This window comes from Enterobacter cloacae complex sp. 2022EL-00788, assembly GCF_026627565.1.
Classification (GTDB): Bacteria; Pseudomonadota; Gammaproteobacteria; order Enterobacterales; family Enterobacteriaceae; genus Enterobacter; species Enterobacter pasteurii.
This window is the reverse complement of the sequence record NZ_JAPNMC010000002.1, coordinates 43,538-69,085: the sequence shown is the minus strand read 5'-3', so window position 1 is coordinate 69,085 and position 25,548 is coordinate 43,538. Positions and strand designations below refer to the sequence as shown.

General features: G+C 56.3%; 27 protein-coding genes. 13 read left to right on the top strand and 14 right to left on the bottom strand.

Annotated elements, in window-relative coordinates; all coding sequences use genetic code 11:
• Nucleotides 1–10 precede the first annotated feature (10 nt).
• From cyoB to OWK27_RS02785, 5 genes are all read left to right on the top strand, one after another.
• Nucleotides 11–2,002, top strand: a complete 1,992-nt coding sequence (gene cyoB, locus OWK27_RS02805; protein WP_148420280.1) for a cytochrome o ubiquinol oxidase subunit I — start codon at nucleotides 11–13, stop codon at nucleotides 2,000–2,002.
• Complete coding sequence (locus OWK27_RS02800) at nucleotides 1,992–2,606, top strand: cytochrome o ubiquinol oxidase subunit III (RefSeq protein WP_063451697.1); 615 nt, start codon at nucleotides 1,992–1,994, stop codon at nucleotides 2,604–2,606. Before cyoB ends, OWK27_RS02800 begins: the two co-directional genes overlap by 11 nt.
• A complete protein-coding gene (locus OWK27_RS02795) occupies nucleotides 2,606–2,932 on the top strand; it encodes a cytochrome o ubiquinol oxidase subunit IV (RefSeq protein ID WP_148420279.1) in 327 nt (108 codons plus the stop codon). Before OWK27_RS02800 ends, OWK27_RS02795 begins: the two co-directional genes overlap by 1 nt.
• Before the next feature lie 11 nt (nucleotides 2,933–2,943).
• Nucleotides 2,944–3,831 (top strand): heme o synthase, encoded by an 888-nt coding sequence (gene cyoE / locus OWK27_RS02790; protein ID WP_003859062.1) that lies wholly within the window; start codon nucleotides 2,944–2,946, stop codon nucleotides 3,829–3,831.
• Nucleotides 3,832–3,980: 149 nt separating this feature from the next.
• The gene (locus OWK27_RS02785) at nucleotides 3,981–5,342 is read left to right on the top strand and encodes an MFS transporter (RefSeq protein WP_148420278.1); all 1,362 of its coding nucleotides are present in this window, start codon (nucleotides 3,981–3,983) and stop codon (nucleotides 5,340–5,342) included.
• A gap of 29 nt (nucleotides 5,343–5,371) precedes the next feature.
• On the opposite strand, the gene OWK27_RS02780 is transcribed toward OWK27_RS02785, so the two are convergent.
• The gene (locus tag OWK27_RS02780; protein ID WP_267589780.1) at nucleotides 5,372–5,863 is read right to left on the bottom strand and encodes a YajQ family cyclic di-GMP-binding protein; all 492 of its coding nucleotides are present in this window, start codon (nucleotides 5,861–5,863) and stop codon (nucleotides 5,372–5,374) included.
• 125 nt (nucleotides 5,864–5,988) lie between these two features.
• Here OWK27_RS02780 and panE point away from each other — a divergent pair, with 125 nt between their 5' ends.
• Entirely contained in the window at nucleotides 5,989–6,900 is a 912-nt protein-coding gene (gene panE / locus OWK27_RS02775; RefSeq protein ID WP_176611052.1) for a 2-dehydropantoate 2-reductase, read from the top strand.
• A complete protein-coding gene (gene yajL, locus OWK27_RS02770) occupies nucleotides 6,863–7,453 on the top strand; it encodes a protein deglycase YajL (protein WP_267589779.1) in 591 nt (196 codons plus the stop codon). The genes panE and yajL overlap by 38 nt, the downstream gene beginning before the upstream one ends.
• Nucleotides 7,454–7,542: 89 nt before the next feature.
• Here the strand turns inward: yajL and thiI are convergent, their stop codons facing one another.
• A complete protein-coding gene (thiI, locus tag OWK27_RS02765) occupies nucleotides 7,543–8,991 on the bottom strand; it encodes a tRNA uracil 4-sulfurtransferase ThiI (protein ID WP_148420274.1) in 1,449 nt (482 codons plus the stop codon).
• A gap of 189 nt (nucleotides 8,992–9,180) precedes the next feature.
• Here thiI and xseB point away from each other — a divergent pair, with 189 nt between their 5' ends.
• The 4 genes from xseB to OWK27_RS02745 all read left to right on the top strand — a co-directional run bounded on the left by xseB (nucleotide 9,181) and on the right by OWK27_RS02745 (nucleotide 13,247).
• Entirely contained in the window at nucleotides 9,181–9,423 is a 243-nt protein-coding gene (gene xseB, locus OWK27_RS02760; RefSeq protein ID WP_008503331.1) for an exodeoxyribonuclease VII small subunit, read from the top strand.
• Nucleotides 9,424–10,323 carry a (2E,6E)-farnesyl diphosphate synthase gene (gene ispA / locus OWK27_RS02755; RefSeq protein WP_267589778.1) on the top strand — a complete coding sequence of 300 codons (900 nt, stop codon included), beginning with the start codon at nucleotides 9,424–9,426 and terminating at the stop codon, nucleotides 10,321–10,323.
• 24 nt (nucleotides 10,324–10,347) lie between these two features.
• On the top strand, nucleotides 10,348–12,210 hold the full coding sequence (dxs, locus tag OWK27_RS02750; protein WP_267589777.1) for a 1-deoxy-D-xylulose-5-phosphate synthase: 1,863 nt from the start codon (nucleotides 10,348–10,350) through the stop codon (nucleotides 12,208–12,210).
• Between the two features lie 62 nt (nucleotides 12,211–12,272).
• Complete coding sequence (locus OWK27_RS02745) at nucleotides 12,273–13,247, top strand: aldo/keto reductase (RefSeq protein ID WP_148420270.1); 975 nt, start codon at nucleotides 12,273–12,275, stop codon at nucleotides 13,245–13,247.
• 43 nt (nucleotides 13,248–13,290) lie between these two features.
• Here OWK27_RS02745 and thiL read toward each other — a convergent pair whose 3' ends face one another.
• From thiL to nrdR, 5 genes are all read right to left on the bottom strand, one after another.
• Nucleotides 13,291–14,262: a thiamine-phosphate kinase gene (gene thiL / locus OWK27_RS02740; RefSeq protein ID WP_267589776.1), complete on the bottom strand. Its 972-nt coding sequence runs from the start codon at nucleotides 14,260–14,262 to the stop codon at nucleotides 13,291–13,293.
• Between the two features lie 77 nt (nucleotides 14,263–14,339).
• Nucleotides 14,340–14,759 (bottom strand): transcription antitermination factor NusB, encoded by a 420-nt coding sequence (gene nusB, locus OWK27_RS02735; protein ID WP_006809908.1) that lies wholly within the window; start codon nucleotides 14,757–14,759, stop codon nucleotides 14,340–14,342.
• 20 nt (nucleotides 14,760–14,779) lie between these two features.
• On the bottom strand, nucleotides 14,780–15,250 hold the full coding sequence (ribE, locus tag OWK27_RS02730; protein WP_003859098.1) for a 6,7-dimethyl-8-ribityllumazine synthase: 471 nt from the start codon (nucleotides 15,248–15,250) through the stop codon (nucleotides 14,780–14,782).
• Between the two features lie 87 nt (nucleotides 15,251–15,337).
• The gene (gene ribD / locus OWK27_RS02725; protein WP_267589775.1) at nucleotides 15,338–16,441 is read right to left on the bottom strand and encodes a bifunctional diaminohydroxyphosphoribosylaminopyrimidine deaminase/5-amino-6-(5-phosphoribosylamino)uracil reductase RibD; all 1,104 of its coding nucleotides are present in this window, start codon (nucleotides 16,439–16,441) and stop codon (nucleotides 15,338–15,340) included.
• A gap of 4 nt (nucleotides 16,442–16,445) precedes the next feature.
• Nucleotides 16,446–16,895: a transcriptional regulator NrdR gene (gene nrdR, locus OWK27_RS02720; protein ID WP_003859099.1), complete on the bottom strand. Its 450-nt coding sequence runs from the start codon at nucleotides 16,893–16,895 to the stop codon at nucleotides 16,446–16,448.
• 152 nt (nucleotides 16,896–17,047) lie between these two features.
• On the opposite strand from nrdR, the gene OWK27_RS02715 reads away from it, so the two are divergent.
• The gene (locus OWK27_RS02715) at nucleotides 17,048–17,587 is read left to right on the top strand and encodes a DUF3251 domain-containing protein (RefSeq protein ID WP_267589774.1); all 540 of its coding nucleotides are present in this window, start codon (nucleotides 17,048–17,050) and stop codon (nucleotides 17,585–17,587) included.
• A gap of 269 nt (nucleotides 17,588–17,856) precedes the next feature.
• Complete coding sequence (locus OWK27_RS02710) at nucleotides 17,857–18,741, top strand: nucleoside-specific channel-forming protein Tsx (protein ID WP_148420266.1); 885 nt, start codon at nucleotides 17,857–17,859, stop codon at nucleotides 18,739–18,741.
• A gap of 100 nt (nucleotides 18,742–18,841) precedes the next feature.
• On the opposite strand, the gene OWK27_RS02705 is transcribed toward OWK27_RS02710, so the two are convergent.
• The 7 genes from OWK27_RS02705 to queA all read right to left on the bottom strand — a co-directional run bounded on the left by OWK27_RS02705 (nucleotide 18,842) and on the right by queA (nucleotide 25,508).
• Nucleotides 18,842–19,522 (bottom strand): helix-turn-helix transcriptional regulator, encoded by a 681-nt coding sequence (locus OWK27_RS02705; protein ID WP_267589773.1) that lies wholly within the window; start codon nucleotides 19,520–19,522, stop codon nucleotides 18,842–18,844.
• A 14-nt stretch (nucleotides 19,523–19,536) separates the two neighbouring features.
• Nucleotides 19,537–19,902, bottom strand: a complete 366-nt coding sequence (locus OWK27_RS02700) for a VOC family protein (RefSeq protein ID WP_267589772.1) — start codon at nucleotides 19,900–19,902, stop codon at nucleotides 19,537–19,539.
• A 142-nt stretch (nucleotides 19,903–20,044) separates the two neighbouring features.
• Nucleotides 20,045–21,016, bottom strand: coding sequence for a protein translocase subunit SecF (gene secF, locus OWK27_RS02695; RefSeq protein WP_003859105.1), 972 nt, complete (start codon nucleotides 21,014–21,016; stop codon nucleotides 20,045–20,047).
• 10 nt (nucleotides 21,017–21,026) lie between these two features.
• Entirely contained in the window at nucleotides 21,027–22,874 is a 1,848-nt protein-coding gene (gene secD / locus OWK27_RS02690; RefSeq protein WP_148420262.1) for a protein translocase subunit SecD, read from the bottom strand.
• Between the two features lie 27 nt (nucleotides 22,875–22,901).
• Nucleotides 22,902–23,234 carry a preprotein translocase subunit YajC gene (gene yajC / locus OWK27_RS02685; RefSeq protein WP_003859109.1) on the bottom strand — a complete coding sequence of 111 codons (333 nt, stop codon included), beginning with the start codon at nucleotides 23,232–23,234 and terminating at the stop codon, nucleotides 22,902–22,904.
• 22 nt (nucleotides 23,235–23,256) lie between these two features.
• Complete coding sequence (tgt, locus tag OWK27_RS02680; protein ID WP_003859110.1) at nucleotides 23,257–24,384, bottom strand: tRNA guanosine(34) transglycosylase Tgt; 1,128 nt, start codon at nucleotides 24,382–24,384, stop codon at nucleotides 23,257–23,259.
• 53 nt (nucleotides 24,385–24,437) lie between these two features.
• A complete protein-coding gene (gene queA / locus OWK27_RS02675) occupies nucleotides 24,438–25,508 on the bottom strand; it encodes a tRNA preQ1(34) S-adenosylmethionine ribosyltransferase-isomerase QueA (RefSeq protein WP_267589771.1) in 1,071 nt (356 codons plus the stop codon).
• Between the last annotated feature and the right edge of the window lie 40 nt (nucleotides 25,509–25,548).

Genomic DNA, 25,548 nt, shown 5'->3' with positions numbered 1-25,548 from the left:
GAGGAAGAAAATGTTCGGAAAATTGACATTGGATGCGGTGCCGTACCATGAACCCATTATCATGGTTACGATTGCTGCAATTATCATTGGTGGCGCAGCCCTACTGGGCCTGATTACTTACTTCGGTAAGTGGAGCTACCTGTGGAATGAGTGGCTGACTTCGGTTGACCACAAAAAACTCGGCATCATGTACTGCATCGTCGGTATCGTCATGTTAATTCGTGGCTTTGCGGATGCGATCATGATGCGTAGCCAGCAGGCGCTCGCTTCTGCGGGTGAAGCAGGTTTCCTGCCGCCGCACCACTACGATCAGATCTTTACCGCCCACGGCGTTATCATGATCTTCTTCGTAGCAATGCCGCTGGTTATCGGTCTGATGAACGTTGTCGTTCCGCTGCAAATTGGCGCACGCGACGTTGCCTTCCCGTTCCTGAACAACCTGAGCTTCTGGTTCACCGTTGTTGGCGTTATCCTGGTTAACCTGTCGCTGGGCGTGGGCGAATTTGCTCAGACCGGCTGGCTGGCTTATCCACCGCTCTCGGGAATTGAGTACAGTCCGGGCGTAGGGGTCGATTACTGGATTTGGGCGCTTCAGCTCTCCGGTGTTGGTACCACCCTGACCGGTATCAACTTCTTCGTGACCATCCTGAAGATGCGTGCTCCTGGTATGACGATGTTCAAGATGCCGGTATTTACCTGGGCATCTCTGTGCGCCAACGTACTGATTATCGCGTCGTTCCCAATTCTGACCGTCACCATCGCGCTGCTGACCCTGGATCGTTATCTGGGCACCCATTTCTTCACGAATGATATGGGCGGCAACATGATGATGTACATCAACCTGATTTGGGCCTGGGGTCACCCGGAAGTGTACATCCTGGTTCTGCCAGTCTTCGGTGTCTTCTCCGAAATCGCGGCAACCTTCTCGCGTAAACGCCTGTTTGGTTACACCTCACTGGTGTGGGCAACCGTGTGTATTACCGTTCTGTCGTTCATCGTCTGGCTGCACCACTTCTTCACCATGGGTGCGGGCGCGAACGTAAACGCCTTCTTCGGTATCACCACGATGATCATCGCCATCCCAACTGGGGTGAAGATCTTCAACTGGCTGTTCACCATGTACCAGGGCCGTATTCAGTTCCACTCAGCAATGCTGTGGACTATCGGCTTCATCGTTACCTTCTCCGTAGGTGGGATGACCGGCGTACTGCTGGCGGTACCGGGCGCTGACTTTGTACTGCACAACAGTCTGTTCCTGATTGCGCACTTCCATAACGTTATCATCGGCGGCGTCGTTTTCGGCTGCTTCGCGGGTGTGACCTACTGGTGGCCTAAGGCGTTTGGCTTCACGCTGAACGAAACCTGGGGTAAACGCGCCTTCTGGTTCTGGATTATCGGCTTCTTCGTGGCGTTTATGCCGCTGTACGTGCTGGGCTTCATGGGTATGACCCGTCGTCTGAGCCAGCAGATTGACCCGCAGTTCCACCCAATGCTGATGGTTGCAGCGGGCGGTGCGGTTCTGATTGCGTGCGGTATCGCGTCTCAGCTGATTCAGTTCTACGTTTCTATTCGCGACCGCGATCAGAACCGTGACCTGACCGGTGACCCATGGGGTGGCCGTACGCTGGAGTGGGCGACCTCTTCTCCACCTCCTTTCTATAACTTCGCCGTTGTGCCGCAGATCCATGAACGCGACGCATTCTGGGAAATGAAGGAAAAAGGTGAAGCGTACAAGCAACCTGAGCATTACGAAGAGATCCACATGCCGAAAAACAGCGCGGCGGGCATCGTGATTGCCGCTTTCGCGACGGTATTTGGTTTCGCAATGATCTGGCACATCTGGTGGATGGCGATTGTTGGCTTCGCTGGCGTCGTAATCAGCTGGATTGTGAAAAGCTTTGACGAGGACGTGGACTACTACGTACCAGTCCGTGAAGTTGAAAAGCTGGAAAATCAGCATTTCGACGAGATTTCTAAAGCGGGGCTGAAAAATGGCAACTGATACTCTGGCGCACTCAACTGCCCACGCGCATGAACATGCGCACCACGATGCAGGACCGAACAAAGTCTTCGGTTTCTGGATCTACCTGATGAGCGACTGCATCCTGTTCTGCTGTCTGTTCGCGACCTATGCCGTTCTGGTGAACGGCACAGCGGGCGGCCCGACCGGTAAGGACATTTTTGAGCTGCCGTTCGTTCTGGTTGAAACCGCACTGCTGTTATTCAGCTCCATCACCTACGGCATGGCGGCTATCGCCATGTACAAAAACAACAAGAGCCAGGTTGTCTCCTGGCTGGCGTTGACCTGGCTGTTTGGTGCTGGATTTATCGGGATGGAAATCTATGAATTCCATCACCTGATCGCGGAAGGTTTCGGTCCGGATCGCAGCGGCTTCCTGTCAGCGTTCTTCGCGCTGGTTGGTACCCACGGTCTGCACGTTACCTCGGGTCTGATCTGGATGGCAGTGCTGATGTTCCAGATCTCCCGTCGTGGCCTGACCAGTACTAACCGTACCCGTATCATGTGCCTGAGCCTGTTCTGGCACTTCCTTGACGTGGTATGGATCTGTGTGTTCTCTGTTGTCTATCTGATGGGGGCGATGTAATGAGTCATTCTAACGATCATGGCGCTTCCCACGGCAGCGTAAAAACCTACATGACAGGTTTCATCCTGTCGATCATCCTGACGGTGATCCCGTTCTGGATGGTGATGAGCGGTTCTGCATCCAAGCCGGTTATCCTGGGCGTAATCCTGGTAACCGCGGTGGTTCAGATTCTGGTGCATCTGGTTTGCTTCCTGCACATGAACACCAAGTCCGATGAAGGCTGGAACATGACGGCCTTTATCTTTACCGTGATTATCATCGCTATCCTGGTAGTCGGTTCCATCTGGATTATGTGGAACCTCAACTACAACATGATGGTTCACTAAGAGCGGCGAGTATGTTTAAGCAATACCTGCAAGTCACGAAACCAGGCATCATCTTTGGCAACCTGATCTCCGTAATCGGAGGGTTCCTGCTGGCCTCTAAAGGCAGCATTGATTACACCCTCTTTATTTACACGCTGGTCGGTGTGTCACTGGTGGTTGCGTCCGGTTGTGTATTTAACAACTACATCGACATGGATATCGACAAGAAGATGGAAAGGACCAAAAATCGGGTGCTGGTTAAAGGCCTGATTGCCCCTTCCGTCTCGCTGGTGTACGCCACCTTGCTGGGTATTGCTGGCTTTATGCTGCTGTGGTTTGGTGCTAATCCGCTGGCCTGCTGGCTGGGGGTGATGGGGTTCGTGGTGTATGTAGGCGTCTACAGCCTGTATATGAAACGACACTCCGTCTACGGCACGCTGATTGGTTCTCTCTCCGGCGCTGCGCCGCCGGTGATTGGCTACTGCGCCGTCACGAACGAGTTCGATAGCGGTGCGCTCATCCTGCTGGCTATCTTTAGCCTGTGGCAGATGCCGCACTCCTACGCCATTGCGATTTTCCGCTTTAAGGATTATCAGGCAGCGAACATTCCGGTTCTGCCGGTCGTGAAAGGTATCTCGGTTGCCAAGAACCACATCACGCTGTACATCATCGCCTTTGCCGTGGCAACCCTGATGCTCTCTCTGGGCGGTTACGCCGGATATAAATATCTGGTAGTAGCGGCTGCGGTGAGCGTCTGGTGGCTCGGCATGGCCCTGCGCGGCTACAAAGTGGAGGATGACAAAGTCTGGGCACGTAAGCTGTTTGTGTTCTCGATTGTCGCCATCACCTCGCTGTCCGTGATGATGTCCGTAGACTTTATGGTGCCGGATTCACAAAACCTGCTGACTTACGTCTGGTAAGCCATAGCAAGGACATAAAGGGGTGCTTCGGCACCCTTTTTTATTCATGAAATCTATTAGTTACGCATGTAATATTTGTTAAATAACCCTTTATTTACCCCGCCCCTTCCCCGCACTACACTATGGCCTGCTTTTGAACTGAGGTGGTAATGAACGATTATAAAATGACGCCAGTCGAGCTGCGCGCGACATGGGGTTTAGGGACTGTTTTCTCGCTGCGGATGCTTGGCATGTTTATGGTCCTGCCTGTTCTGACCACGTACGGTATGGCGTTGCAGGGTGCCAGCGAAGCGCTGATTGGCCTGGCGATCGGTATCTACGGCCTGGCGCAGGCCATTTTCCAGATCCCCTTTGGTCTGCTCTCCGACCGCGTGGGCCGTAAGCCGCTGATCGTCGGCGGGCTGCTGGTATTTGTGCTCGGCAGCGTCATAGCCGCCCTCTCCCACTCCATCTGGGGCATTATTCTTGGACGCGCCCTGCAGGGTTCCGGGGCCATTGCTGCCGCCGTGATGGCGCTTCTGTCAGACCTGACCCGCGAGCAAAACCGCACCAAAGCGATGGCGTTTATTGGCGTCAGCTTCGGTGTCACCTTCGCCATCGCCATGGTGCTTGGTCCGATTATTACCCATGCGCTCGGCCTGCACGCCCTGTTCTGGATGATTGCCGTCCTGGCGACCGTCGGGATCGCGCTTACGCTGTGGGTCGTGCCGGACAGTAAAAACCACGTCCTCAACCGCGAGTCCGGGATGGTCAAAGGCTGCTTCAGCAAAGTCATCGCCGAGCCGCGCCTGCTTAAGCTCAACTTCGGCATCATGTGCCTGCACATTCTGCTGATGTCGACCTTTGTCGCCCTGCCCGGCCAGCTTGCCGCTGCGGGATTTCCGGCGGCTGAGCACTGGAAAATTTATCTGGTGACCATGCTCATCTCGTTTGTTTCCGTCGTGCCGTTCATAATTTACGCCGAAGTGAAGCGCAGGATGAAGCGCGTCTTCGTGGGCTGCGTCGCGTTACTGCTGATTGCCGAGATTGTTTTGTGGGGCTCCGGCCCGCACTTCTGGGAGCTGATCGCAGGCGTACAGCTATTCTTCCTGGCGTTTAACCTGATGGAAGCCCTGCTGCCGTCGCTTATCAGCAAAGAGTCTCCGGCAGGATACAAAGGCACCGCGATGGGCATTTATTCCACCAGCCAGTTTCTCGGCGTGGCGATAGGCGGCTCTCTGGGAGGCTGGGTAGACGGCCTGTTTGATTCGCAAACCGTATTCCTGACGGGCGCGCTGCTGGCGATGGTCTGGCTGTTTGTGGCCAGCACCATGAAAGAGCCACGCTACGTGAGTAGCCTGCGGGTAGAAATTCCGGATGACGTAGAGGTTAGCGACGCCTTAAAACAGCGTCTGGAAACGACGGCGGGGGTGAGCGAGGTGCTGGTTGTTCCGGAAGAGCGCAGCGTTTACGTTAAAATTGACAGCAAGGTGACTAACCGCTTTGAAGTGGAACAGGCGCTGAAGGCCTGAAAAAGCCCGGTGAAACCGGGCTTTTTAGTTTAATCGCGGAAGTTTTTGAACTGGAAAGGCTGACCCAGATCGCCGCCGCGCACCAGCGCCATGACCGACTGGAGATCGTCGCGGGATTTCCCCGTCACGCGGATCTCTTCCCCCTGAATCTGCGCCTGCACCTTCAGCTTGCTGTCTTTGATGAGCTTAACGATCTTCTTCTGCACCGCGCTCTCAATGCCCTGCTTCAGCTTCGCTTCCACAAACCAGGTTTTGCCGCTGTGGACGAAATCGTCCGGCACATCGAGCGACGTGCCTTCAATGCCGCGCTTCAGCAGCTTGGCGCGCAGGATATCCAGCAGCTGGTTAACCTGGAAATCAGACTCGCTCAGCACCTTGATGGTCTTGTTCGCGTCGTTCAGCTCAATGGTCGCCTCTACGCCACGAAAATCGAAACGTGATTCAACCTCACGGATAGCATTATCTACGCCGTTACGCGCTTCCTGCAAATCAACTTCAGAAACAATATCGAAAGATGGCATCTTTTCTTCTCCCTTCATTTTTGTTGCGTTGCATAATACCTGCAACGAGGCATAACGAGAAGCTTAGCTGATGCCGCTATACTTAGCGTCATAGCACCTGGCGCAGTTCCGGGTGAGGAGGAACAATGAAAGTAACAGTGCTTGGATGCGGCGCACTTGGTCAACTCTGGCTTAGCGCGCTATGCAAACAGGGACATAGCGTTCAGGGCTGGCTGCGTATTCCCCAGCCCTATTGCAGCGTGAACGTGATTGGAACCGACGGCTCCATTTTTAACGAGTCTTTGACGGCAAACGATCCGGAATTTCTCGCCAGCAGCGACCTGCTGCTGGTCACGCTGAAGGCCTGGCAGGTTTCCGATGCGGTGAAAAGCCTTGCCGCTCAGCTGCGTGAGAGCACGCCCATCCTGCTGATCCACAACGGAATGGGCACCATTGAAGAGCTGAAAGCCGTCCGTCAGCCGCTGCTGATAGGCACCACGACCCACGCGGCGCGTCGTGACGGTAACGTCATCATTCATGTTGCCAGCGGCGTCACCCATATCGGCCCGGCGCGTGAACAGCGCGGCGATTACAGCTACCTTGCGGATACCCTGCAAGGCACGTTGCCAGACGTCGCCTGGCACAATACTATCCGCGCCGAACTGTGGCGCAAGCTGGCGGTAAACTGCGTGATTAACCCGCTTACCGCACTGTGGGATTGCCCCAATGGCGAGCTGCGCCATCATCCCGATGAGGTTGCGCTGATTTGCCGGGAGGTCGCCGCCGTGATTGAACGCGAAGGCCACCACACCTCCGAGGACGATTTACGCTATTATGTCGACCAGGTCATTGAGAGTACGGCAGAAAATATCTCCTCGATGTTGCAGGATATCCGGGCTATGCGGCATACCGAAATTGATTACATCACCGGTTATCTGTTAAAGCGTGCCCGGGCACACGGTATTACCGTTGCGGAAAACAGCCGTCTGTTTGAGTTAGTAAAACGAAAGGAGAGTGAGTATGAGCGCATCGGCACTGGTATGCCTCGCCCCTGGTAGCGAAGAGACGGAAGCGGTTACTGCCATCGATCTGATGGTACGTGGCGGCATTAAAGTGACTACCGCCAGCGTCGCCAGCGACGGAAGTCTGGCGATTACCTGCTCGCGCGGGGTGAAGATCCTGGCCGATGCACCGCTTGTACAGGTAGCGGACGGTGATTACGACATTATCGTTCTGCCGGGTGGCCTGAAGGGTGCAGAGTGTTTTCGCAACAGCCCGCTGCTGGTTGAAACCGTTCGCCAGTTTCACCTTTCCGGCCGCATCGTCGCGGCCATTTGCGCTGCCGCAGGTACGGTGCTGGTTCCGCACGACATTTTCCCCATCGGAAATATGACCGGTTTCCCTGGGCTAAAGGACACGATCCCGGAAGACCAGTGGGTGGATAAGCGTGTGGTCTGGGATCCGCGCGTTAACCTGCTCACCAGCCAGGGACCGGGCACCGCCATTGATTTTGGCTTGAAGATTATTGACCTGCTGGTCGGGCGCAAGAAAGCGTACGAGGTGGCGTCATCGTTAGTGATGGCGGCGGGTATTTATAATTATTACGAATGAAGCAAAACGGCAACCGCACAGGTTGCCGTTTTTAATGTTTGCGCCAGAGGGGCGGAGTGAGGGCATCAGGCCGCCCCCCCGACAATGAACTACGGGCGATACACCTTCACATTCGCAAAGCCCTGCTCGCGCAGGTACAGCGCCTGTAAGCGGCTCATCACACCGCGCTCGCACCACAGCAGATAGGTTTTGCTCTGGTCGAGGTCGCCAAATTTGGTGCTCAGCTTGTAGAACGGCAGAGAAACCACCTCCACGCCATCCACCTGCAGCGGTTTGTCATCCTGCTCATCAACAGAGCGAATATCCAGAATTGCATCGTTAGCGCCGAAGCCGCTGACGGTTTCCACCTCAACCACGTCCTGCTCGGTCTGCTGGGCAATCTCGCGGATGTCGATGTTGGTCGCTTCCGCCACCACGTTGTCCAGGATGCTGAAATCGAAGTTCTCTTCTTCCGCTTCGATCTTCGCCTTCACCGCTTTCACGGTCGGGCTTTTTGAGATCACGCCGCAGTATTCCGGCATGGTGCGGGCAAAATCTTCGGTACCGATTTCGCGGGCCAGATCGATGATGTGCTCTTTATCGTGAGAAATCAGCGGACGCAGGATCAGGGTATCGGACACGTTGTCGATAAGACGCAGGTTGGTCAGCGTCTGGCTGGAGACCTGGCCCAGCGCTTCGCCGGTGACCAGCGCCTGCACGCCGTAGCGCTCGGCCACTTTGGATGCCGCGCGCACCATCATACGCTTGAGGATGACGCCCATCTGGCCGTCATCCACTTTTTCGAGGATTTCGCCCACCACCGGCTCAAAGTTAATTGCCACAAAACGCACGCGGTGGGAGCTACCGAAGCGGTTCCACAGGTAATGCGCCACCTGACGAACGCCGATTTCATGCGCCGCGCCGCCCAGGTTGAAGAAGCAGTAGTGCACGCGACAGCCGCGACGCATCAGCATATAGCTGGAGACGCCGGAGTCGAACCCGCCGGAGATCAGCGACAGCACATCTTCCTGCGTACCGATTGGGAAACCGCCAATACCCTCGTAGCGGCCTTTTACCAGCAGCAGACGGTCGTTCTCGATCTCAAGGTTAACGGTCACGTCCGGATTCGTCAGACGCACGCGCGCCGTCTCAACGTGCTGGTTCAGACCGCCGCCGACGTAGCGCTCGACTTCAATCGAGCTAAACTCATGCTTACCGCGACGCTTCACGCGCACGCAGAAGGTTTTGCCTTCGATTTGGTCGCGGTACTGCACCAGCGCTTTTTCGAAGATGTCATGCATATCGGTGAACGGAACATCTTCCACTTCCAGGATATGGTGAATGCCCGGGATACGGGTCAGCGCGTCGCGGATATCCTGACGTTTGTTTTCGTCTTTCGCGCGGACTTCAACGTGGTCCCAGTGGCGCACCACGGCGAGGGTGTCGTCGTAGTGTTTTAATACGTTACGGATGTTCCCGGTGAGAATTTTAATAAAGCGCAAACGCACAGATTGGCTTTTGATGGTGATTTCAGGGAACAATTTAATGATAAACTTCATGGCGGCAATGTTTCTTAGGCAAGCGGTTGGGCTTGTAATGGAAAAGTACAGCAGCCCCTATAACCGAAGACTGCTTCCAGGCGCGCAAGTATACCACCATCGCGCGGCTCCTGTGCACATTGCGCGTTATTTGATAATTGCCCCGAGTCCGTTACCATGGCGGGGCTAAAAGATAAGAGTCAATTCACTATGCCGAAGAAGAACGACGCACCGGCCAGTTTTGAAACTGCGCTGAGTGAGCTTGAGCAGATTGTTACCCGCCTTGAGAGCGGCGATTTACCGCTGGAAGAGGCGCTGAACGAATTTGAACGCGGCGTGCAGCTAGCGCGCCAGGGGCAGGTAAAGCTCCAGCAGGCCGAGCAGCGCGTGCAGATCCTGCTTTCCGACAGCGAAGACGCTAAAACCACGCCATTCACACCGGACGCCGAGTAAATGGATTTTGCCAACGCGCTTCAGGCGCGCGTCGCTCGCGCCAACGACGCCCTGCGCCGTTTTATTGAGCCGCAGCCTTTTCAGAACACTCCACTGGTTGAAGCCATGCACTATGGCGCACTCTTGGGTGGTAAACGTCTGCGCCCGTTCCTCGTCTATGCCACGGGAAATATGTTCGGCATCAGCGATAGCACGCTGGACGCCCCGGCAGCCGCCGTGGAGTGCATCCATGCCTACTCGCTGATCCACGACGATTTGCCGGCCATGGACGATGACGATTTGCGACGCGGTCAGCCAACCTGCCATATCAAATTTGGCGAAGCGAATGCGATTCTGGCGGGTGATGCCCTGCAAACCCTGGCCTTCTCGATTCTGAGCGATGCGCCGATGGTTGAGGTAAGCGACCGTGACCGTCTGGCGATGGTGTCCGAACTGGCCATGGCCAGCGGCGTCGCCGGCATGTGCGGCGGTCAGGCGCTGGATTTAGAGGCTGAAGGTCGTCAGGTTAATCTGGAACAGCTGGAGCGTATTCACCGTCATAAAACGGGCGCGCTGATTCGTGCAGCCGTTCGCCTGGGCGCACTGAGTGCGGGTGAACGCGGGCGGAAAGCCCTGCCGATTCTGGACAGATACGCAGAAAGTATCGGTCTGGCATTCCAGGTTCAGGATGACATTCTGGATGTGGTGGGCGATACTGCAACATTGGGAAAACGTCAGGGTGCGGATCAGCAGCTTGGCAAAAGTACCTACCCCGCCCTGCTGGGCCTTGAGCATGCCCAACGTAAAGCCCGGGATCTGATTGACGATGCCCGCCGCTCGCTGAACGAGCTGGCCGCGCAATCGCTGGATACCTCGGCACTGGAAGCGCTAGCGGACTACATAATCCAGCGTGATAAATAAACTATATATCTCGATGAGCCTTTGATGAGTTTTGATATTGCCAAATACCCGACACTGGCGTTAGTTGACTCCACTCAGGAGTTACGTCTGTTGCCGAAAGAGAGTCTGCCGAAGCTGTGTGACGAGCTGCGTCGCTACCTGCTCGACAGCGTTAGCCGCTCCAGCGGCCACTTCGCCTCCGGACTTGGCACGGTTGAGCTGACCGTGGCGTTGCATTACGTCTACAACACGCCGTTCGATCAGCTAATCTGGGATGTGGGCCACCAGGCCTACCCGCACAAAATTCTGACCGGTCGTCGCGATAAAATTGGCACCATTCGCCAGAAAGGTGGCCTGCACCCGTTCCCGTGGCGCGGCGAGAGCGAATATGACGTGCTCAGCGTCGGCCACTCCTCTACGTCCATCTCGGCGGGTATCGGGATTGCCGTTGCCGCCGAAAAAGAAAATAAGCAGCGCCGCACGGTCTGCGTGATTGGCGACGGGGCGATCACCGCCGGGATGGCTTTTGAAGCCATGAACCACGCGGGCGATATCAAGCCGGACATGCTGGTTATCCTCAACGATAACGAAATGTCTATCTCCGAGAACGTCGGCGCGCTGAACAACCACCTGGCGCAGCTGCTTTCCGGCAAGCTTTACTCCTCGCTGCGCGAAGGCGGTAAAAAAGTCTTCTCCGGCGTGCCGCCGATTAAAGAGCTGCTCAAGCGTACCGAAGAACACATCAAAGGCATGGTCGTGCCGGGTACGCTTTTTGAAGAGCTGGGCTTTAACTATATTGGCCCGGTTGACGGCCACGACGTGCTGGGGCTGGTGACGACGCTTAAGAACATGCGCGACCTGAAAGGCCCGCAGTTCCTGCACATCATGACCAAAAAGGGGCGTGGCTACGAGCCGGCGGAAAAAGATCCGATCACGTTCCATGCGGTACCAAAATTCGACCATACCAGCGGCTGTCTGCCGAAAAGCAGCGGCGGCATGCCGAGCTATTCAAAAATCTTCGGCGACTGGCTGTGCGAAACGGCGGCGAAAGACAACAAGCTGATGGCGGTCACCCCCGCCATGCGCGAAGGCTCCGGCATGGTGGAGTTTTCCAAAAAATACCCGGATCAGTACTTCGACGTTGCGATTGCCGAGCAGCATGCGGTCACCTTCGCGGCGGGCCTGGCGATTGGCGGATACAAACCGGTGGTGGCGATTTACTCCACGTTCCTGCAGCGCGCCTACGATCAGGTTATCCATGACGTTGCCATTCAGAAGCTGCCGGTGCTGTTTGCTATCGATCGCGCGGGCATCGTGGGGGCTGACGGCCAGACGCACCAGGGGGCGTTTGACCTCTCCTTCCTGCGCTGCATCCCGGACATGATTATCATGACGCCAAGCGACGAGAACGAGTGTCGTCAGATGCTCTTTACCGGCTACCACTATCAGGACGGACCCTGCGCGGTGCGTTATCCGCGCGGCAATGCCCTGGGCGTTGAGCTTAAGCCGCTGGAAAAGCTGGACATCGGTAAAGGTCTGGTGAAGCGCCGCGGCGAAAAAGTGGCGATTTTGAACTTTGGCACGCTGATGCCTGAAGCGGCAAAAGTCGCTCAAGCCCTGAATGCGACGCTGGTCGATATGCGCTTTGTGAAGCCGCTCGATGAATCGCTTATCCTGAGCATGGCGGAAAGCCACGACGTGCTGATTACGCTGGAAGAGAACGCCATCATCGGTGGCGCGGGCAGCGGCGTTAACGAGGTGCTGATGGCGAACCGTAAGCTGGTTCCGGTGCTGAACCTCGGCCTGCCGGACCACTTCATCCCACAAGGCACTCAGGACGAGGCGCGCGCGGACATTGGTCTGGATGCCGCCGGTATTGAAGCCAGAATCCGCAGCTGGCTGGCCTGATCCCTCCCCTTTTCTGCTCCTGCTATGCTTAAACGTATTGTTTAAACAGCAGGAGCGGAACCATGCAATACACGACATTAGGAAAAACGGACCTCAGGGTGTCCCGGCTTTGCCTGGGCTGCATGACGTTTGGCGAGCCTGACCGGGGAAACCACGCCTGGACGCTGCCGGAAGAGAGCAGCCGCCCCATCATCAAACGCGCCATTGACGGCGGCATTAACTTCTTTGATACCGCCAACAGCTACTCCGACGGCAGCAGCGAAGAGATCGTGGGCCGCGCCCTGCGGGATTTTGCCCGTCGGGATGAGGTAGTGGTCGCCACCAAGGTGTACTATCCGGTGGGCGACCTGGCCGAAGGACTTTCGCGCGCGCAGATCCTGCGCTCCATTGATGACAGCCTCAGACGCCTGAACATGGATTACGTTGACCTGCTGCAAATCCACCGCTGGGACTACAACACCCCGATTGAAGAGACGCTTGAGGCGCTGAACGACGTCGTGAAGGCCGGTAAAGCGCGCTACATTGGCGCGTCGTCTATGCACGCGTCGCAGTTCGCTCAGGCGCTCGATCTCCAGGCGCAGCACGGCTGGGCACGCTTTGTCACCATGCAGGATCACTACAACCTACTCTATCGCGAAGAAGAGCGCGAGATGCTGCCGCTCTGCTATCAGGAAGGCGTGGCGGTGATCCCGTGGAGCCCGCTGGCGCGCGGGCGTTTAACCCGCCCGTGGGGGGAGACCACGGCCCGCCTGGTGTCGGATGAAGTGGGGAAAAATCTGTACGACGCTACCGAAGCCAGCGATGCGCTAATTGCCGAACGCGTGGCCGGGATCGCCGACGATACCGGAGCAACCCGCGCCCAGGTGGCGCTGGCGTGGCTGCTGAGCAAGCGCGGCGTCGCCGCGCCGATCGTGGGTACATCGCGGGAAGAACAGCTGGATGAGCTGCTGAGCGCGGTGGATTTATCGCTGACGCCGGAGCAGATTGCCGAGCTGGAGACGCCGTACCAGCAGCATCCGGTGGTGGGGTTTAAGTAAGCAAACGCCGGGTAGCGCAGCGCTTACCCGGCGCTCAAAACATTCAGCCGAAGTGGTCGTACCCTTTCCAGTCGAGCTTAACCGGCGCGCCCTCACGGACAAACTGCAAACCTTCACTCTCCGGCATCACCTGCCCGATGCAGGTAAATTTCGCGCCCAGATGCGCTAACGCCACATCCAGCGTCCCGCGGTTCAGTTCGGGCACGGTGAAGCACAGCTCGTAATCTTCTCCGCCGGATAGCGCCCAGCGCAGCGCCTGTTCAGGCGCTGCATGGCGCAGCAGCTGCTCTGACAGCGGGAACAGGTCCAGATCGATACGCGCTCCCACGCCGCTGGCCTTGAGGATGTGGCCGAGATCGGAGATCAGCCCGTCAGACAGATCGATAGCCGAGCTGGCGCGCTCGCGCAGCGCCTGACCGTGCAGAATACGCGGCGTTGGCCGCAGGTGGCGCTTCACCAGGTATGCCGCATCGTCGGCGTCGTTAACCTTCAGGCGGTCCTGGAGGATCGCCAGCCCCGCCGCGCTGTCCCCCGGCGTACCGGTCACGTAGATCCAGTCACCCGGTTTTGCACCCGAGCGCTTCAGCGCACGTCCCACCGGCACGTAGCCGTGGATCGCCAGGGTCATCGACAGCGGACCGGCCGTGGTATCACCGCCAATCAGCTGCATATCGTAATAGTTCAGCTGCTCAAACAGCGCATCGCTAAAGGCTTCAAGCCAGGCTTCATCCACCTCTGGCAGCGTCAGGGCCAGCGTCAGCCAGGCGGGATCGGCGCCCATTGCCGCCAGATCGCTGACGTTAACCGCCAGCGCTTTATACGCCAGATCGGCAGGAGCGATATCAGGTAAAAAATGACGTCCGCACACTAAGGTGTCGGTGCTGATTGCCAGCGTCTGTTTTTCGGGAACATTGAGAAGTGCACAGTCATCGCCAATGCCGGTTTCAACATCAAGACGAGAGGTTCTGACACGGTCGAAATAACGGGCAATCAGGGAGAATTCGCCGCATGCCATACGTTATGCCTCAGCAAATAAAAGAAAAAACCGGAGCCGCACTGCCCGTCAGACAATGCAGGACTCCGGTTTGCGGATCACTTTTTGTGGGGACGGATCGCAGGTGCGGCTTTATCCAGCACGCCGTTAACAAATTTGTGGCTGTCTTCAGCGCCGAAGGTTTTCGCCAGCTCGATCGCTTCGTTGATGGCTACCTTGTACGGCACATCATCACGTTTTGACAGCTCAAACAGCGCGATACGCAACACTGCCTTTTCCACCTGACCCAGCTCTTCCAGCAGGCGGGACAGGTATGGCTTCATCAGACCATCGAGATACGCGCTATTAGTCGCCACTCCCGACAGCAGTTCACGGAAGTACAGAACGTCAACGTCTTTCACGTCCTGTTCTGACAGGAACTGGTATTCAACATCAGCGATGTCGTTCTGGGACAACTGCCAGGAGTAAAGTGCCTGGACGGCACATTCACGGGCGCGGCGACGAGCAGCAGGTTTCACGGAATTCCCCTTACAAAAAATCAGGCCTTAATGGCTTTCAATACATTGATCATTTCAAGCGCGGTCAGTGCAGCTTCTGCACCTTTGTTACCGGCTTTGGTGCCAGCACGTTCGATGGCTTGTTCAATACTTTCGGTAGTCAGCACGCCGAACGCGACAGGAATTTCAGCATCCTGTGCAACGTGTGCCAGACCATTGCTTGCACCGCCCGCAACGTACTCGAAGTGCGCAGTGCCGCCACGAATAACGGTACCCAGCGCAATCACGGCGTCGTATTTACCGGTTTTCGCCAGCGCGCCTGCTGCCAGTGGCAGTTCGTATGCACCTGGAACCCAAACAACGGTAATGTTGTCATCTTTAACCTGGCCGATACGCTTCAGGGCGTCAACCGCACCTTCCAGCAAGCTGTCGTTGATGAAGTTGTTGAAACGCGCAATGGTGATGGCGACGCGAGCGTCCGGGGTAGCTACAGCAGCTTCAATAATGTTCATACTCTTCCTTTACGGGTTCATTTGGCCCCGCAGGGGGGCGGATTTTATCATAATACTTTGCGCGCTGCTTCCCTATTTCGGGAGCAATTACGCTGTCGTTAAATGGAGGCAGACATCCGGACCCACCGGACGTATCTCGCTGAAGGCGAGTTGCGGTGCGTCGGCCAGTTTTTCAAGGCCGGGCAGCACAAACAGGCCGCGCGCGTCGTTCCCTAACAGTTTAGGTGCAAGGTAGACGATCAGCTCGTCCACCAGCCCCGCCTGGAGCAGCGCGCCGGCGAGCGTCGGGCCCGCTTCGACCCAGATGCTGTTAACCTGCTGTTTGCCAAGCAGCATCATCAGCACCACCAAATCGAGATGCCCGTTGTGCTCCGGCACCATTATGCTGCGCACGCCTTCCGGCCACGCGCGCGTATCGTCTTTAGTGCGCGCAATCCAGGTTTCACCCGGCTGCTGCACGATGCGGTGCTCCGGCGTCACGCGGTTCTGGCTATCAATGATAATGCGCAGCGGCTGGCGCAGGTTTTCCTGCGGATAAAGCGCCTGAGTATCGGAGTTCAGCTCGTCCCAGCGCACGGTCATGGCCGGATCGTCAGCCAGCACCGTTTCACTGGTAGTGAGAATAGCATGGCTTTGCGCGCGCAGACGTTGCACATCGCGCCTTGCCTGTGGCGACGTGATCCACTGGCTTTCACCGTTCGCCATCGCCGTCCGGCCGTCCAGCGACGCGCCAAGCTTCAGCTGGATAAACGGGAAGCCGGTGCGCATACGCTTCAGGAACCCTTTGTTGATCGCTTCCGCATCCTGCATCATCAGGCCGTGACTGACGTCGATCCCTTCCTGCTGCAGGCGATACAGGCCGCGCCCCGCCACCTGCGGGTTAGGATCCTGCATGGCGGCAACCACGCGCGAGACGCCTGCCGCAATCAGCGCTTCGCAGCACGGCGGCGTGCGCCCGTGGTGGCTGCACGGCTCAAGCGTAACGTAGGCCGTTGCGCCACGCGCTTTTTCTCCCGCCATGCGCAGGGCATGGACTTCGGCATGCGGCTCGCCCGCGCGGTAGTGAAAACCTTCCCCCACGATCTCGCCATTGTTAACAATAACGCACCCAACATTCGGGTTAGGGTGAGTGGTAAACCGACCGCGCTGCGCCAGCTTCATGGCTCGCGCCATGTACATCTCGTCCTGCATGGTCTTAATCCTGTAAGCGGGCGATCTCTTCGCCAAATTCTTTGATATCTTCAAAGCTACGGTAAACCGAGGCGAAGCGGATATAGGCGACTTTATCGAGCTTTTTCAGCTGCTCCATCACCAGATTACCGATCATTTTGCTCGGCACTTCGCGCTCGCCCAGACCCCGCAGATAAGATTTAATATGGTTTAGCGCCATTTCGACGTCATCGGAGCTGACGGGCCGCTTCTCCAGCGCCTTGAGCATTCCGCTACGCAATTTCTCTTCGTTGAACGGCTCGCGCACATCGTTACTTTTTACCACGCGCGGCATCACCAGCTCTGCCACCTCAAAGGTGGTAAAACGCTCGTTGCACACCAGACACTGCCGACGACGGCGCACGGAAGACCCTTCGCCTACAAGACGTGAGTCGATGACTTTGGTATCCACAGCGGAGCAAAATGGGCAATGCATACGATGTCCCTGTTATCTGGTTAACTGATTTCTATTTTACCCTGAACTGGCCCGACAACAAAGGAAGAGCTTTTTGAGACAAAGGATCTATGCCTGAGCGCACTATCCTGTCTACCATTGCAACAATCTGTGATTTCAAGGAATTAAACGCAATGACAAGACGTTACCTGAAAATAGTGCTGCTGGGGAGCCTCTTCACGCTTAGCGCCTGCGCACAGCAAAGTGAAGTCCGCGAGATGAAACAGAGCGTGAATACGCTGAACGTGGCCATGGACAAGCTCAACAAGGAAACGGTGAAGATAACCCAGCAGAACGCGCTCAACGCGAAATCCAGCAACGGCGTTTATTTATTGCCAGGCGCAAATACGCCGGCCCGACTCAACAGCCAGATTGGCATGCTTAAAATGTCTCTGGTGAACGTTGCAGCCAACGCGGATGGTACGCGCGCCACACTGCGTATCCAGGGGGAGTCCGACGATCCGCTTCCGGCCTTTAGCGGCACCGTCGAGTGGGGGCAGATCCAGGGCACCACCGAAGATTACCAGGAAGTGAACGTGAAGAACCAGCTTTTCACCGCCCCGGCAAGCACGCTTGCGCCGAGCGACGTCGATATCCCCGTTCAGCTGAGCGGCCTCACTCCGGAACAGTTAGGCTTTATCCGCATTCACGATATTCAGCCCGCCGCGCAGTAACCTCAGATCCGCAGCGGAGTGCAATTTCACTCCGCTAACATTTACACTCCGCAAAGATTGGCAACATAAATGATTGCCGCTACAATCCCGCCCGTCTAAAGTACGCAAACGTGAACGCAATCGATTACGTATGTGAGAGATATGTGAAACAACACATATTTTTGTGAGCAGGGATTCCTATAATAGGCTCCGCAGAAACACGAAATATTTAGAAACGCAATTCGCGCATTTTTCACTCCCGGAAGGGAATTTCAATCAGTGGCATGATTATGAAAAAAACATTACTCGCAGCCGGTGCAGTTCTGGCACTCTCCTCCTCTTTCGCCGCTAACGCAGCGGAGAATAACAAGCCAGAATACGTATCCGACTGGTGGCATCAGAGCGTTAACGTTGTAGGCAGCTATCACACCCGTTTCGGACCGCAGATCCGTAACGATACCTACCTGGAGTACGAAGCCTTCGCCAAGAAAGACTGGTTTGATTTCTATGGCTACATGGATGCGCCGGTATTCTTCGGTGGTAACACCGACGCGAAAGGTATCTGGAACCACGGTTCTCCGCTGTTCATGGAGATCGAACCGCGCTTCTCCATCGACAAACTGACCGGTACCAGCCTGGCGTTTGGTCCGTTCAAAGAGTGGTATTTCGCGAACAACTATATCTACGATATGGGCCGCAATAAGTCCGGTCGCCAGAGCACCTGGTATATGGGTCTGGGTACTGACGTTGATACCGGCCTGCCAATGAGCCTGTCCCTGAACGTGTATGCAAAATACCAGTGGCAGAACTACGGCGCTGCGAACGAAAACGAGTGGGATGGCTACCGCTTCAAGGTGAAATACTTCGTGCCGATCACCCAGCTGTGGGGCGGCAACCTGAGCTACATTGGCTTCACCAACTTTGACTGGGGTTCAGACCTGGGCGACAACGATTTCCGTGACCTGAACGGTAAAAAAGCGCGTACCAACGACTCCATCGCCTCCAGCCACATCCTGGCGCTGAACTACGATCACTGGCACTACTCTGTTGTTGCGCGTTACTGGCACAACGGTGGTCAGTGGAACGACGATGCGAGCCTGAACTTCGGCAACGGCGACTTCAGCGTTCGTTCTACCGGCTGGGGTGGTTACCTGGTCGTGGGTTACAACTTCTAACCCGTGCAGTATCGCACCCTCGCCTCCTCCACGGGAGAGGGCGCAAACACAAAAAACGGCAACATCGTTGCCGTTTTGCTTTTACCTCGCCACCCGGCTTTTACTGCTTAACCTTGCGCAAAAAATCCGCCAACGACCTGTCCGCGCTTTCGCTGTACCGTCTTTCCGTCTGTGCAATATTAAGGCATCTGTCGAGACGGAAGCAGCGATAGTCATTGCGCCGCTCGCACCACGCGGCCAGCAGCCAGTGCTCGCCCCAAAAGAACAGCCCCAGCGGCTGGACCTCACGCCGGCTTAACTGCCCGGCCTCATCACGATAGTGCAGCGCCAGCACGCGCTGAGCGGAGATGGCCTGGTGAATCAGGTCGAAGCCGCTGCGCGAGTGCTGCTGTAGCGCAATTTCCGGGGCATAAATCCGCGTCTGTTCGGCCCTGCGGCGACGCTCCTCCGGCAGGATCGCCAGCACTTTTTCCTGCGCCGACTCAAGCTCTCGCGACAGTAACTCCCCGCCCCAGGTCTTGAGCAGACGGATCGCCACCATTAGCGCCTCGGACTCTTTGTTGGTCAGCATTAGCGGCGGCAAATCAAAGCCCGACATCAGGCGATACCCGCTTCCCGCCTCGCCTTCTACCGGCACGCCAGACAGCGACAGGTCGCGGATATCGCGGTAAATCGTGCGTTCAGATACGCCCAGCCTTTCTGCCAGATGCGCCGCCGTTGTCAGTCTCCTGCCCCGCAGGATTTGCACAATCTGAAATAAACGGTCAGCGCGTCGGGTCATCGTGTTTGTTGCTCTCAGGCCGGTTGATGAAGGCCGACGCGATTGCCTTCGCTGTCGGTAAACAGGGCGATAGTGCCAATACCGTCTGGCAATTCCAGCGGGCCAAACACGCACTTGCCGCCCGCGGAAGCGATACGATCGAGCGTGGCCGCCAGGCTGTCAGTGTGCAGATAAATAATAGCGCCCTGAGAGGACGGCGTAATACCATCAAATTTTGCCAGCGCGCCGCCGGTGGCGGGATCCTCATGCGGGAAAATCGCCAGTTCCGCCACGTCCATCTTCTCGCGACGCAGCGCAACCTGCATCACCGGCTCGTAGAATTTAATGGCGCGGTCCATGTCGACGACGGGAATTTCAAACCAGTTAATCACACTTTTCATACTTCCTCCTGCCTGCTGTTAGGGTTCAGAGGGAGTCTACGCCAGGGCTCCTGACAGCATACTGTCAGGAGTATTTATCCGGTTAAGGTAAAAAAAAATCCCGGCCAACAGGCCGGGATTTCGATACGCATAAGACGTTGCCTTACGGCAGAATTGACGGCTGATCCGCCCCTTCTTTCTCGACCTTCTGCTGGATCAGGTGCTCGCGCTTCATGCCCAGCTTCAGCGCCAGCGCGGACGCCACGTAGATAGATGAGGCCGTACCGATAGAAACACCGATCAGCATGGTCAGCGAGAAGCCTTCCAGCACCGGGCCACCGAACAGGAACAGCATCAGGATCACCATCAACGTGGTGCCGGAGGTGATCAACGTACGGTGCAGCGTCTGGGTCAACGACACGTTAAAGATTTCGTACGGCGTACCGCGACGGATCTTACGGAAGTTTTCACGAATACGGTCAGATACCACGATGCTGTCGTTCAGTGAGTAACCGATAACGGACATCAGGGATGCCACAATCGTCAGGTCAATCTCAATGTGGAACAGGGACAGTATGCCCATGGTAATGACCACGTCGTGCGCCAGAGCGATAACCACGCCTGCCGCCAGTCGCCACTCAAAGCGGAAACCGACGTAAATCAGGATCGAGATCAGCGCCACCAGCAGCGCCATAGCGCCGGTCTGCGCCAGGTCTGCACCGACGCTCGGGCCGACAAACTCGATACGCTTAACCGTCGCGTCCTGGCTGGTCGTTTCGTTAATAACCTGTACGACCTTGCTGCCCAGCTCCTGGCTGCCGTTAGCATCGTGTACCGGCGGCATACGCACCATGATGTCGCGGCTGCTGCCGAAGTTCTGCAGCAGCGGCTCTTCAAAGCCCGCTTTTTGCAGCGACTCGCGCATCTGGTCCATATCGACCGGTTTTTCCAGGGTAATCTCAATCACCGTACCACCGGTGAAATCAAGCCCCCAGTTAAAGCCCTTCACGCCCATAATGACGATGGACAAAATCAGCAGAAAACCTGAAATGCCGAAGGCCCAGTAGTCCCAGCGCATAAAGTCCCAGACTTTACGGCCATGGTTCAATTGTTCAACAGTATATTCCTGTGCCACAACGCACTCCTCAGATAGACAGCTTTTTGACGCGCTTGCCGCCGTACAGCAGGTTCACGATGGCACGGGTGCCGACAATAGCGGTAAACATCGACGTTGCGACACCGATACCGGTTGTAATCGCAAAGCCTTTGATCGCGCCAGTACCCACTGCATACAGGATAAGAACCTTAATCAGTGTTGTTACGTTCGCATCAAAGATGGAGCTGAACGCCCCTTTGTAGCCTTCTTCAATCGCCTGCTGTACAGAGCGACCGTTGCTCAGCTCTTCTTTGATACGCTCGTTTATCAGTACGTTGGCGTCGACCGCCACCGCAAGGGTTAGCACGATACCCGCTATACCCGGCATGGTTAGCGTCGCCCCTGGCAGCAGGGACATGATACCGATGATCAGCACCAGGTTGGCAATCAGCGCGGACGTCGCGATCAGGCCGAACTTCTTGTAGAAGAAGATCATGAAGATGATGGACACCGCCAGACCAGCCAGACACGCTTCCAGGCCCTGTTTGATGTTCTGCATACCCAGGGTTGGACCAATCGTACGTTCTTCAACAATCTGAATTGGCGCAATCAGCGCACCGGCACGCAGCAGCAGAGAAAGCTGACGCGCTTCGTTCGGGTTGCTGATACCGGTAATGCGGAAGCTGTTACCCAGACGAGACTGGATGTTGGCGATGTTAATCACCTCTTCCTCTTTCACCAGCACCGCGCGACCATTAGCGTCTTTTTTACCGCTGTCTTTGTACTCCACGAACAGGGTCGCCATCGGCTTGCCGATATTGTCCTTGGTGAAGTTAGACATGATGTTACCACCCGCGCTATCCAGCGAGATGTTAACCTGCGGCTGGTTGTACTCATCCTGGCTTGAAGTGGAGTCGGTGATATGGTCACCGGTCAGGATCACGCGCTTGTACAGCACAACAGGCTGGCCTTCACGGGTCTGTTTCACTTCTGAATCGCCCGGCACACGGCCTGAGGCCGCTGCAGCCTGATCGACGTTGGAGTTAACCAGACGGAACTCCAGGGTCGCCGTCGCGCCCAGAATCTCTTTCGCCCGCGCGGTATCCTGGATACCCGGCAGTTCAACCACGATACGGTCGGCACCCTGACGCTGTACCAGCGGCTCAGCCACGCCCAGCTGGTTTACACGGTTACGCAGAATGTTGATGTTCTGCTGAACGGCGTATTCACGCGCTTCGCTCAGACGCGCATCCGTCATTACCGCACGCAGCTGGTTGCTGCCCTGAGAGGTGATGACCAGATCGCGGTGACGCTGGGTCAGATAAGTTACAGCCTGATCGCGCGCCGCGCTGTCGCGGAACGTGATGCTCATGCCGTAGTTATCTTCTTTACGGACGGTGGTGTACGGAATGCCTTTATCGCGCAGATCGCTGCGCAGGCTATCGATATTTTGTTCCTGCAGCTTGCCGAGGGCGGTATCCATATCCACTTCCATCAGGAAGTGAACGCCACCACGCAGGTCAAGACCGAGTTTCATTGGCTCTGCGTTCAGCGCAGCCAGCCAACGTGGGGTTGCAGGAGCAAGGTTAAGCGCCACGACGTATTTATCACCCAGCACGCCCATCAGCGCTTCACGTGCGCGGAGCTGCGTGTCGGTGGTGTCGAAGCGAGCAAGAATTGCGCCCTCTTCCAGTGCCACAGACTTAGCGGTAATTTTTTCTTCTTGTAACGTTTTCTGGACCTGGATCAGCGTTTGCTCACTGGCGGCGACACCGCGCGCGCCAGTGATTTGAACGGCCGGATCCTCACCATACAGGTTGGGAAGCGCGTACAGCAGGCCGACGATAATCACGACGACCAGCATGATGTACTTCCACAAAGGATAACGGTTTAACACGGCAGTTCCCTTTGGGAAAAGTTGGGATTACAGCGCCTTCATGGTGCCTTTCGGCAGAACGGCAGCTACGAAGTCACGTTTGATAACCACTTCAGTGGTGTCGTTGAGGGCGATAGCAATGTAGCCGTTTTCCGCTACTTTGGTTACGCGACCTACCAGGCCACCATTGGTCAGGACTTCATCGCCTTTCGCGATGGAGTTCATCAGGTTTTTGTGCTCTTTAGTACGCTTCTGCTGTGGACGCAGGATCATGAAGTAGAAGATCAGACCGAACACAACCAGCATCAGAATCAGTGACATTGGGCTGCCCTGCGCTGGTGCTCCCGTTGCTGCTACCGCATCAGAAATAAAAAAGCTCATTCAAATTCCCTCATTATTAAAATTAATCAACGTTCAACGGTGGAACATCCCGCCCCTGACGTTGGTAGAAATCGGTCACGAAGCTCTCTAATTTACCCTCTTCGATAGCCTTACGTAAACCAGCCATTAAGCGCTGATAATAACGAAGATTATGAATGGTATTGAGTCGCGCGCCCAAAATCTCGTTGCAACGATCGAGATGATGCAGATACGCGCGAGAATAATTGCGACAGGTATAGCAATCGCACTCGGAATCGAGCGGGCTGGTGTCACTCTTATGCTTCGCGTTACGGATTTTCACCACGCCATCGGTAACGAACAGATGACCGTTACGTGCATTTCGTGTTGGCATGACGCAGTCGAACATATCAATGCCGCGACGTACGCCTTCAACCAGATCTTCCGGTTTGCCCACACCCATCAGGTATCGTGGTTTATCCGCCGGGATTTGCGGGCAGACATGCTCCAGAATGCGGTGCATATCTTCCTTCGGCTCACCCACAGCCAAACCGCCGACAGCGTAGCCATCAAAGCCTATCTCTACCAGACCTTTAACGGAGATATCGCGTAAATCTTCGTAAACGCTGCCCTGAATAATGCCGAACAGCGCATTTTTGTTCTGCAGGGAGTCAAAACGGTCGCGGCTACGCTTCGCCCAGCGCAGGGACATCTCCATTGAGCGTTTCGCGTAGTCCCAGTCCGCCGGGTATGGCGTGCATTCGTCGAAGATCATCACGATATCGGAGCCGAGATCGTACTGAATCTCCATTGATTTTTCCGGATCGAGGAAGATCGGATCGCCGTTGATCGGGTTACGGAAGTGTACGCCCTGCTCGGTGATCTTGCGGATATCGCCCAGGCTGAAGACCTGGAAACCGCCGGAATCGGTCAGGATCGGGCCTTTCCACTGCATGAAGTCGTGCAGGTCGCCGTGGAGCTTCATGATCTCCTGACCCGGACGCAGCCACAGGTGGAACGTGTTGCCGAGAATGATCTGTGCGCCAGTGGCTTCCACCTCTTCCGGCGTCATCCCTTTTACGGTGCCGTAAGTGCCCACAGGCATAAACGCGGGGGTTTCAACCACGCCGCGATCAAACACCAGGCGACCGCGACGCGCGCGGCCATCGGTGGTATCGAGTTCAAATTTCATTTTTTCTCCGACGTCAGAAAAACAGTCCAACGTTGTAACACGGTGCCGCGGACTTATTCCCCGACACGCTCATTCAAAGCCTGCGGATTGTACGTGATAAACATCGCGTCACCGTAGCTAAAAAAGCGATATTTTTGTTCTACCGCAGACTTGTAGGCATTCATCGTATGCTGATAACCCGCAAATGCGGAGACCAGCATAATCAGCGTAGATTCAGGCAGATGGAAGTTGGTCACCAGCGCATCAATCACTTTGTACTGATAGCCCGGGTAGATAAAGATCTGCGTATCGCCAAAGAACGGCTCGATCAAACCGCTTTTCGCGGCCTGCGCGGCGCTTTCAAGGGAACGTACCGACGTCGTACCGACGGCCACCACGCGGCTGCCGCGCGCTTTCGCCGCCAGCACCGCATCCACCACCTCCTGCGGCACTTCGGCATACTCAGAGTGCATGATGTGGTCTTCAATGCTGTCCACGCGTACCGGCTGGAAGGTTCCCGCGCCGACGTGCAGCGTGACAAACGCCATCTCAACGCCTTTGGCGCGCAGTTTTTCCAGCAGCGGTTCATCAAAGTGCAGGCCTGCCGTCGGCGCCGCGACCGCGCCAGGCTTCTGGCTGTAGACGGTCTGGTACAGCTCGCGGTCGGCCTCTTCGTCCGGGCGCTCAATGTACGGCGGCAGCGGCATGTGGCCGATGGTGTTGAGGATATCAAGCACCGTGCGCTCGTCGTTGAACTCCACCTCGAACAGCGCATCGTGACGCGCGGTCATGGTCGCTTTGATACTCTCGTCATCGCCCAGCAGCAGCTCAGCGCCCGGCTTCGGCGCTTTGGAGGCGCGAATATGTGCCAGAATACGTTTATCATCGAGCATACGTTCGACCAGCACCTCAATCTTGCCGCCGCTGGCTTTACGGCCAAACAGACGCGCCGGGATCACGCGGGTATTGTTAAAGACCAGCAGATCGCCAGGGTTGAGCTTGTCGACCAGATCGGTGAAAGTACCGTGCGTCAGCGCGCCCGTTGGCCCGTCAAGTGACAGCAAGCGACAGCTGCTACGCTCAGGCATGGGGTAGTGAGCAATCAGGGATTCAGGTAGTTCAAAGGAGAAATCGGCGACGCGCATGACGTATACTCGTGACTTAAAAACAGGCGGCATAGTCTAG

Excerpts from the sequence above, each read along its gene's own strand:
- panE (WP_176611052.1), top strand. The coding sequence starts at position 5,989 with ATGAAAGTAACAGTGCTTGGATGCGGCGCACTTGGTCAACTCTGGCTT.
- yajL (WP_267589779.1), top strand. The coding sequence starts at position 6,863 with ATGAGCGCATCGGCACTGGTATGCCTCGCCCCTGGTAGCGAAGAGACG.
- nrdR (WP_003859099.1), bottom strand. The coding sequence starts at position 16,895 with ATGCATTGCCCATTTTGCTCCGCTGTGGATACCAAAGTCATCGACTCA.
- tgt (WP_003859110.1), bottom strand. The coding sequence starts at position 24,384 with ATGAAATTTGAACTCGATACCACCGATGGCCGCGCGCGTCGCGGTCGC.
- thiL (WP_267589776.1), bottom strand. The coding sequence starts at position 14,262 with ATGGCATGCGGCGAATTCTCCCTGATTGCCCGTTATTTCGACCGTGTC.
- OWK27_RS02800 (WP_063451697.1), top strand. The coding sequence starts at position 1,992 with ATGGCAACTGATACTCTGGCGCACTCAACTGCCCACGCGCATGAACAT.
- OWK27_RS02715 (WP_267589774.1), top strand. The coding sequence starts at position 17,048 with ATGACAAGACGTTACCTGAAAATAGTGCTGCTGGGGAGCCTCTTCACG.
- OWK27_RS02700 (WP_267589772.1), bottom strand. The coding sequence starts at position 19,902 with ATGAAAAGTGTGATTAACTGGTTTGAAATTCCCGTCGTCGACATGGAC.
- OWK27_RS02710 (WP_148420266.1), top strand. The coding sequence starts at position 17,857 with ATGAAAAAAACATTACTCGCAGCCGGTGCAGTTCTGGCACTCTCCTCC.
- OWK27_RS02780 (WP_267589780.1), bottom strand. The coding sequence starts at position 5,863 with ATGCCATCTTTCGATATTGTTTCTGAAGTTGATTTGCAGGAAGCGCGT.
- ispA (WP_267589778.1), top strand. The coding sequence starts at position 9,424 with ATGGATTTTGCCAACGCGCTTCAGGCGCGCGTCGCTCGCGCCAACGAC.
- OWK27_RS02705 (WP_267589773.1), bottom strand. The coding sequence starts at position 19,522 with ATGACCCGACGCGCTGACCGTTTATTTCAGATTGTGCAAATCCTGCGG.
- thiI (WP_148420274.1), bottom strand. The coding sequence starts at position 8,991 with ATGAAGTTTATCATTAAATTGTTCCCTGAAATCACCATCAAAAGCCAA.
- cyoE (WP_003859062.1), top strand. The coding sequence starts at position 2,944 with ATGTTTAAGCAATACCTGCAAGTCACGAAACCAGGCATCATCTTTGGC.
- cyoB (WP_148420280.1), top strand. The coding sequence starts at position 11 with ATGTTCGGAAAATTGACATTGGATGCGGTGCCGTACCATGAACCCATT.
- OWK27_RS02745 (WP_148420270.1), top strand. The coding sequence starts at position 12,273 with ATGCAATACACGACATTAGGAAAAACGGACCTCAGGGTGTCCCGGCTT.
- OWK27_RS02785 (WP_148420278.1), top strand. The coding sequence starts at position 3,981 with ATGAACGATTATAAAATGACGCCAGTCGAGCTGCGCGCGACATGGGGT.
- yajC (WP_003859109.1), bottom strand. The coding sequence starts at position 23,234 with ATGAGCTTTTTTATTTCTGATGCGGTAGCAGCAACGGGAGCACCAGCG.
- ribE (WP_003859098.1), bottom strand. The coding sequence starts at position 15,250 with ATGAACATTATTGAAGCTGCTGTAGCTACCCCGGACGCTCGCGTCGCC.
- queA (WP_267589771.1), bottom strand. The coding sequence starts at position 25,508 with ATGCGCGTCGCCGATTTCTCCTTTGAACTACCTGAATCCCTGATTGCT.
- xseB (WP_008503331.1), top strand. The coding sequence starts at position 9,181 with ATGCCGAAGAAGAACGACGCACCGGCCAGTTTTGAAACTGCGCTGAGT.
- dxs (WP_267589777.1), top strand. The coding sequence starts at position 10,348 with ATGAGTTTTGATATTGCCAAATACCCGACACTGGCGTTAGTTGACTCC.
- OWK27_RS02795 (WP_148420279.1), top strand. The coding sequence starts at position 2,606 with ATGAGTCATTCTAACGATCATGGCGCTTCCCACGGCAGCGTAAAAACC.
- ribD (WP_267589775.1), bottom strand. The coding sequence starts at position 16,441 with ATGCAGGACGAGATGTACATGGCGCGAGCCATGAAGCTGGCGCAGCGC.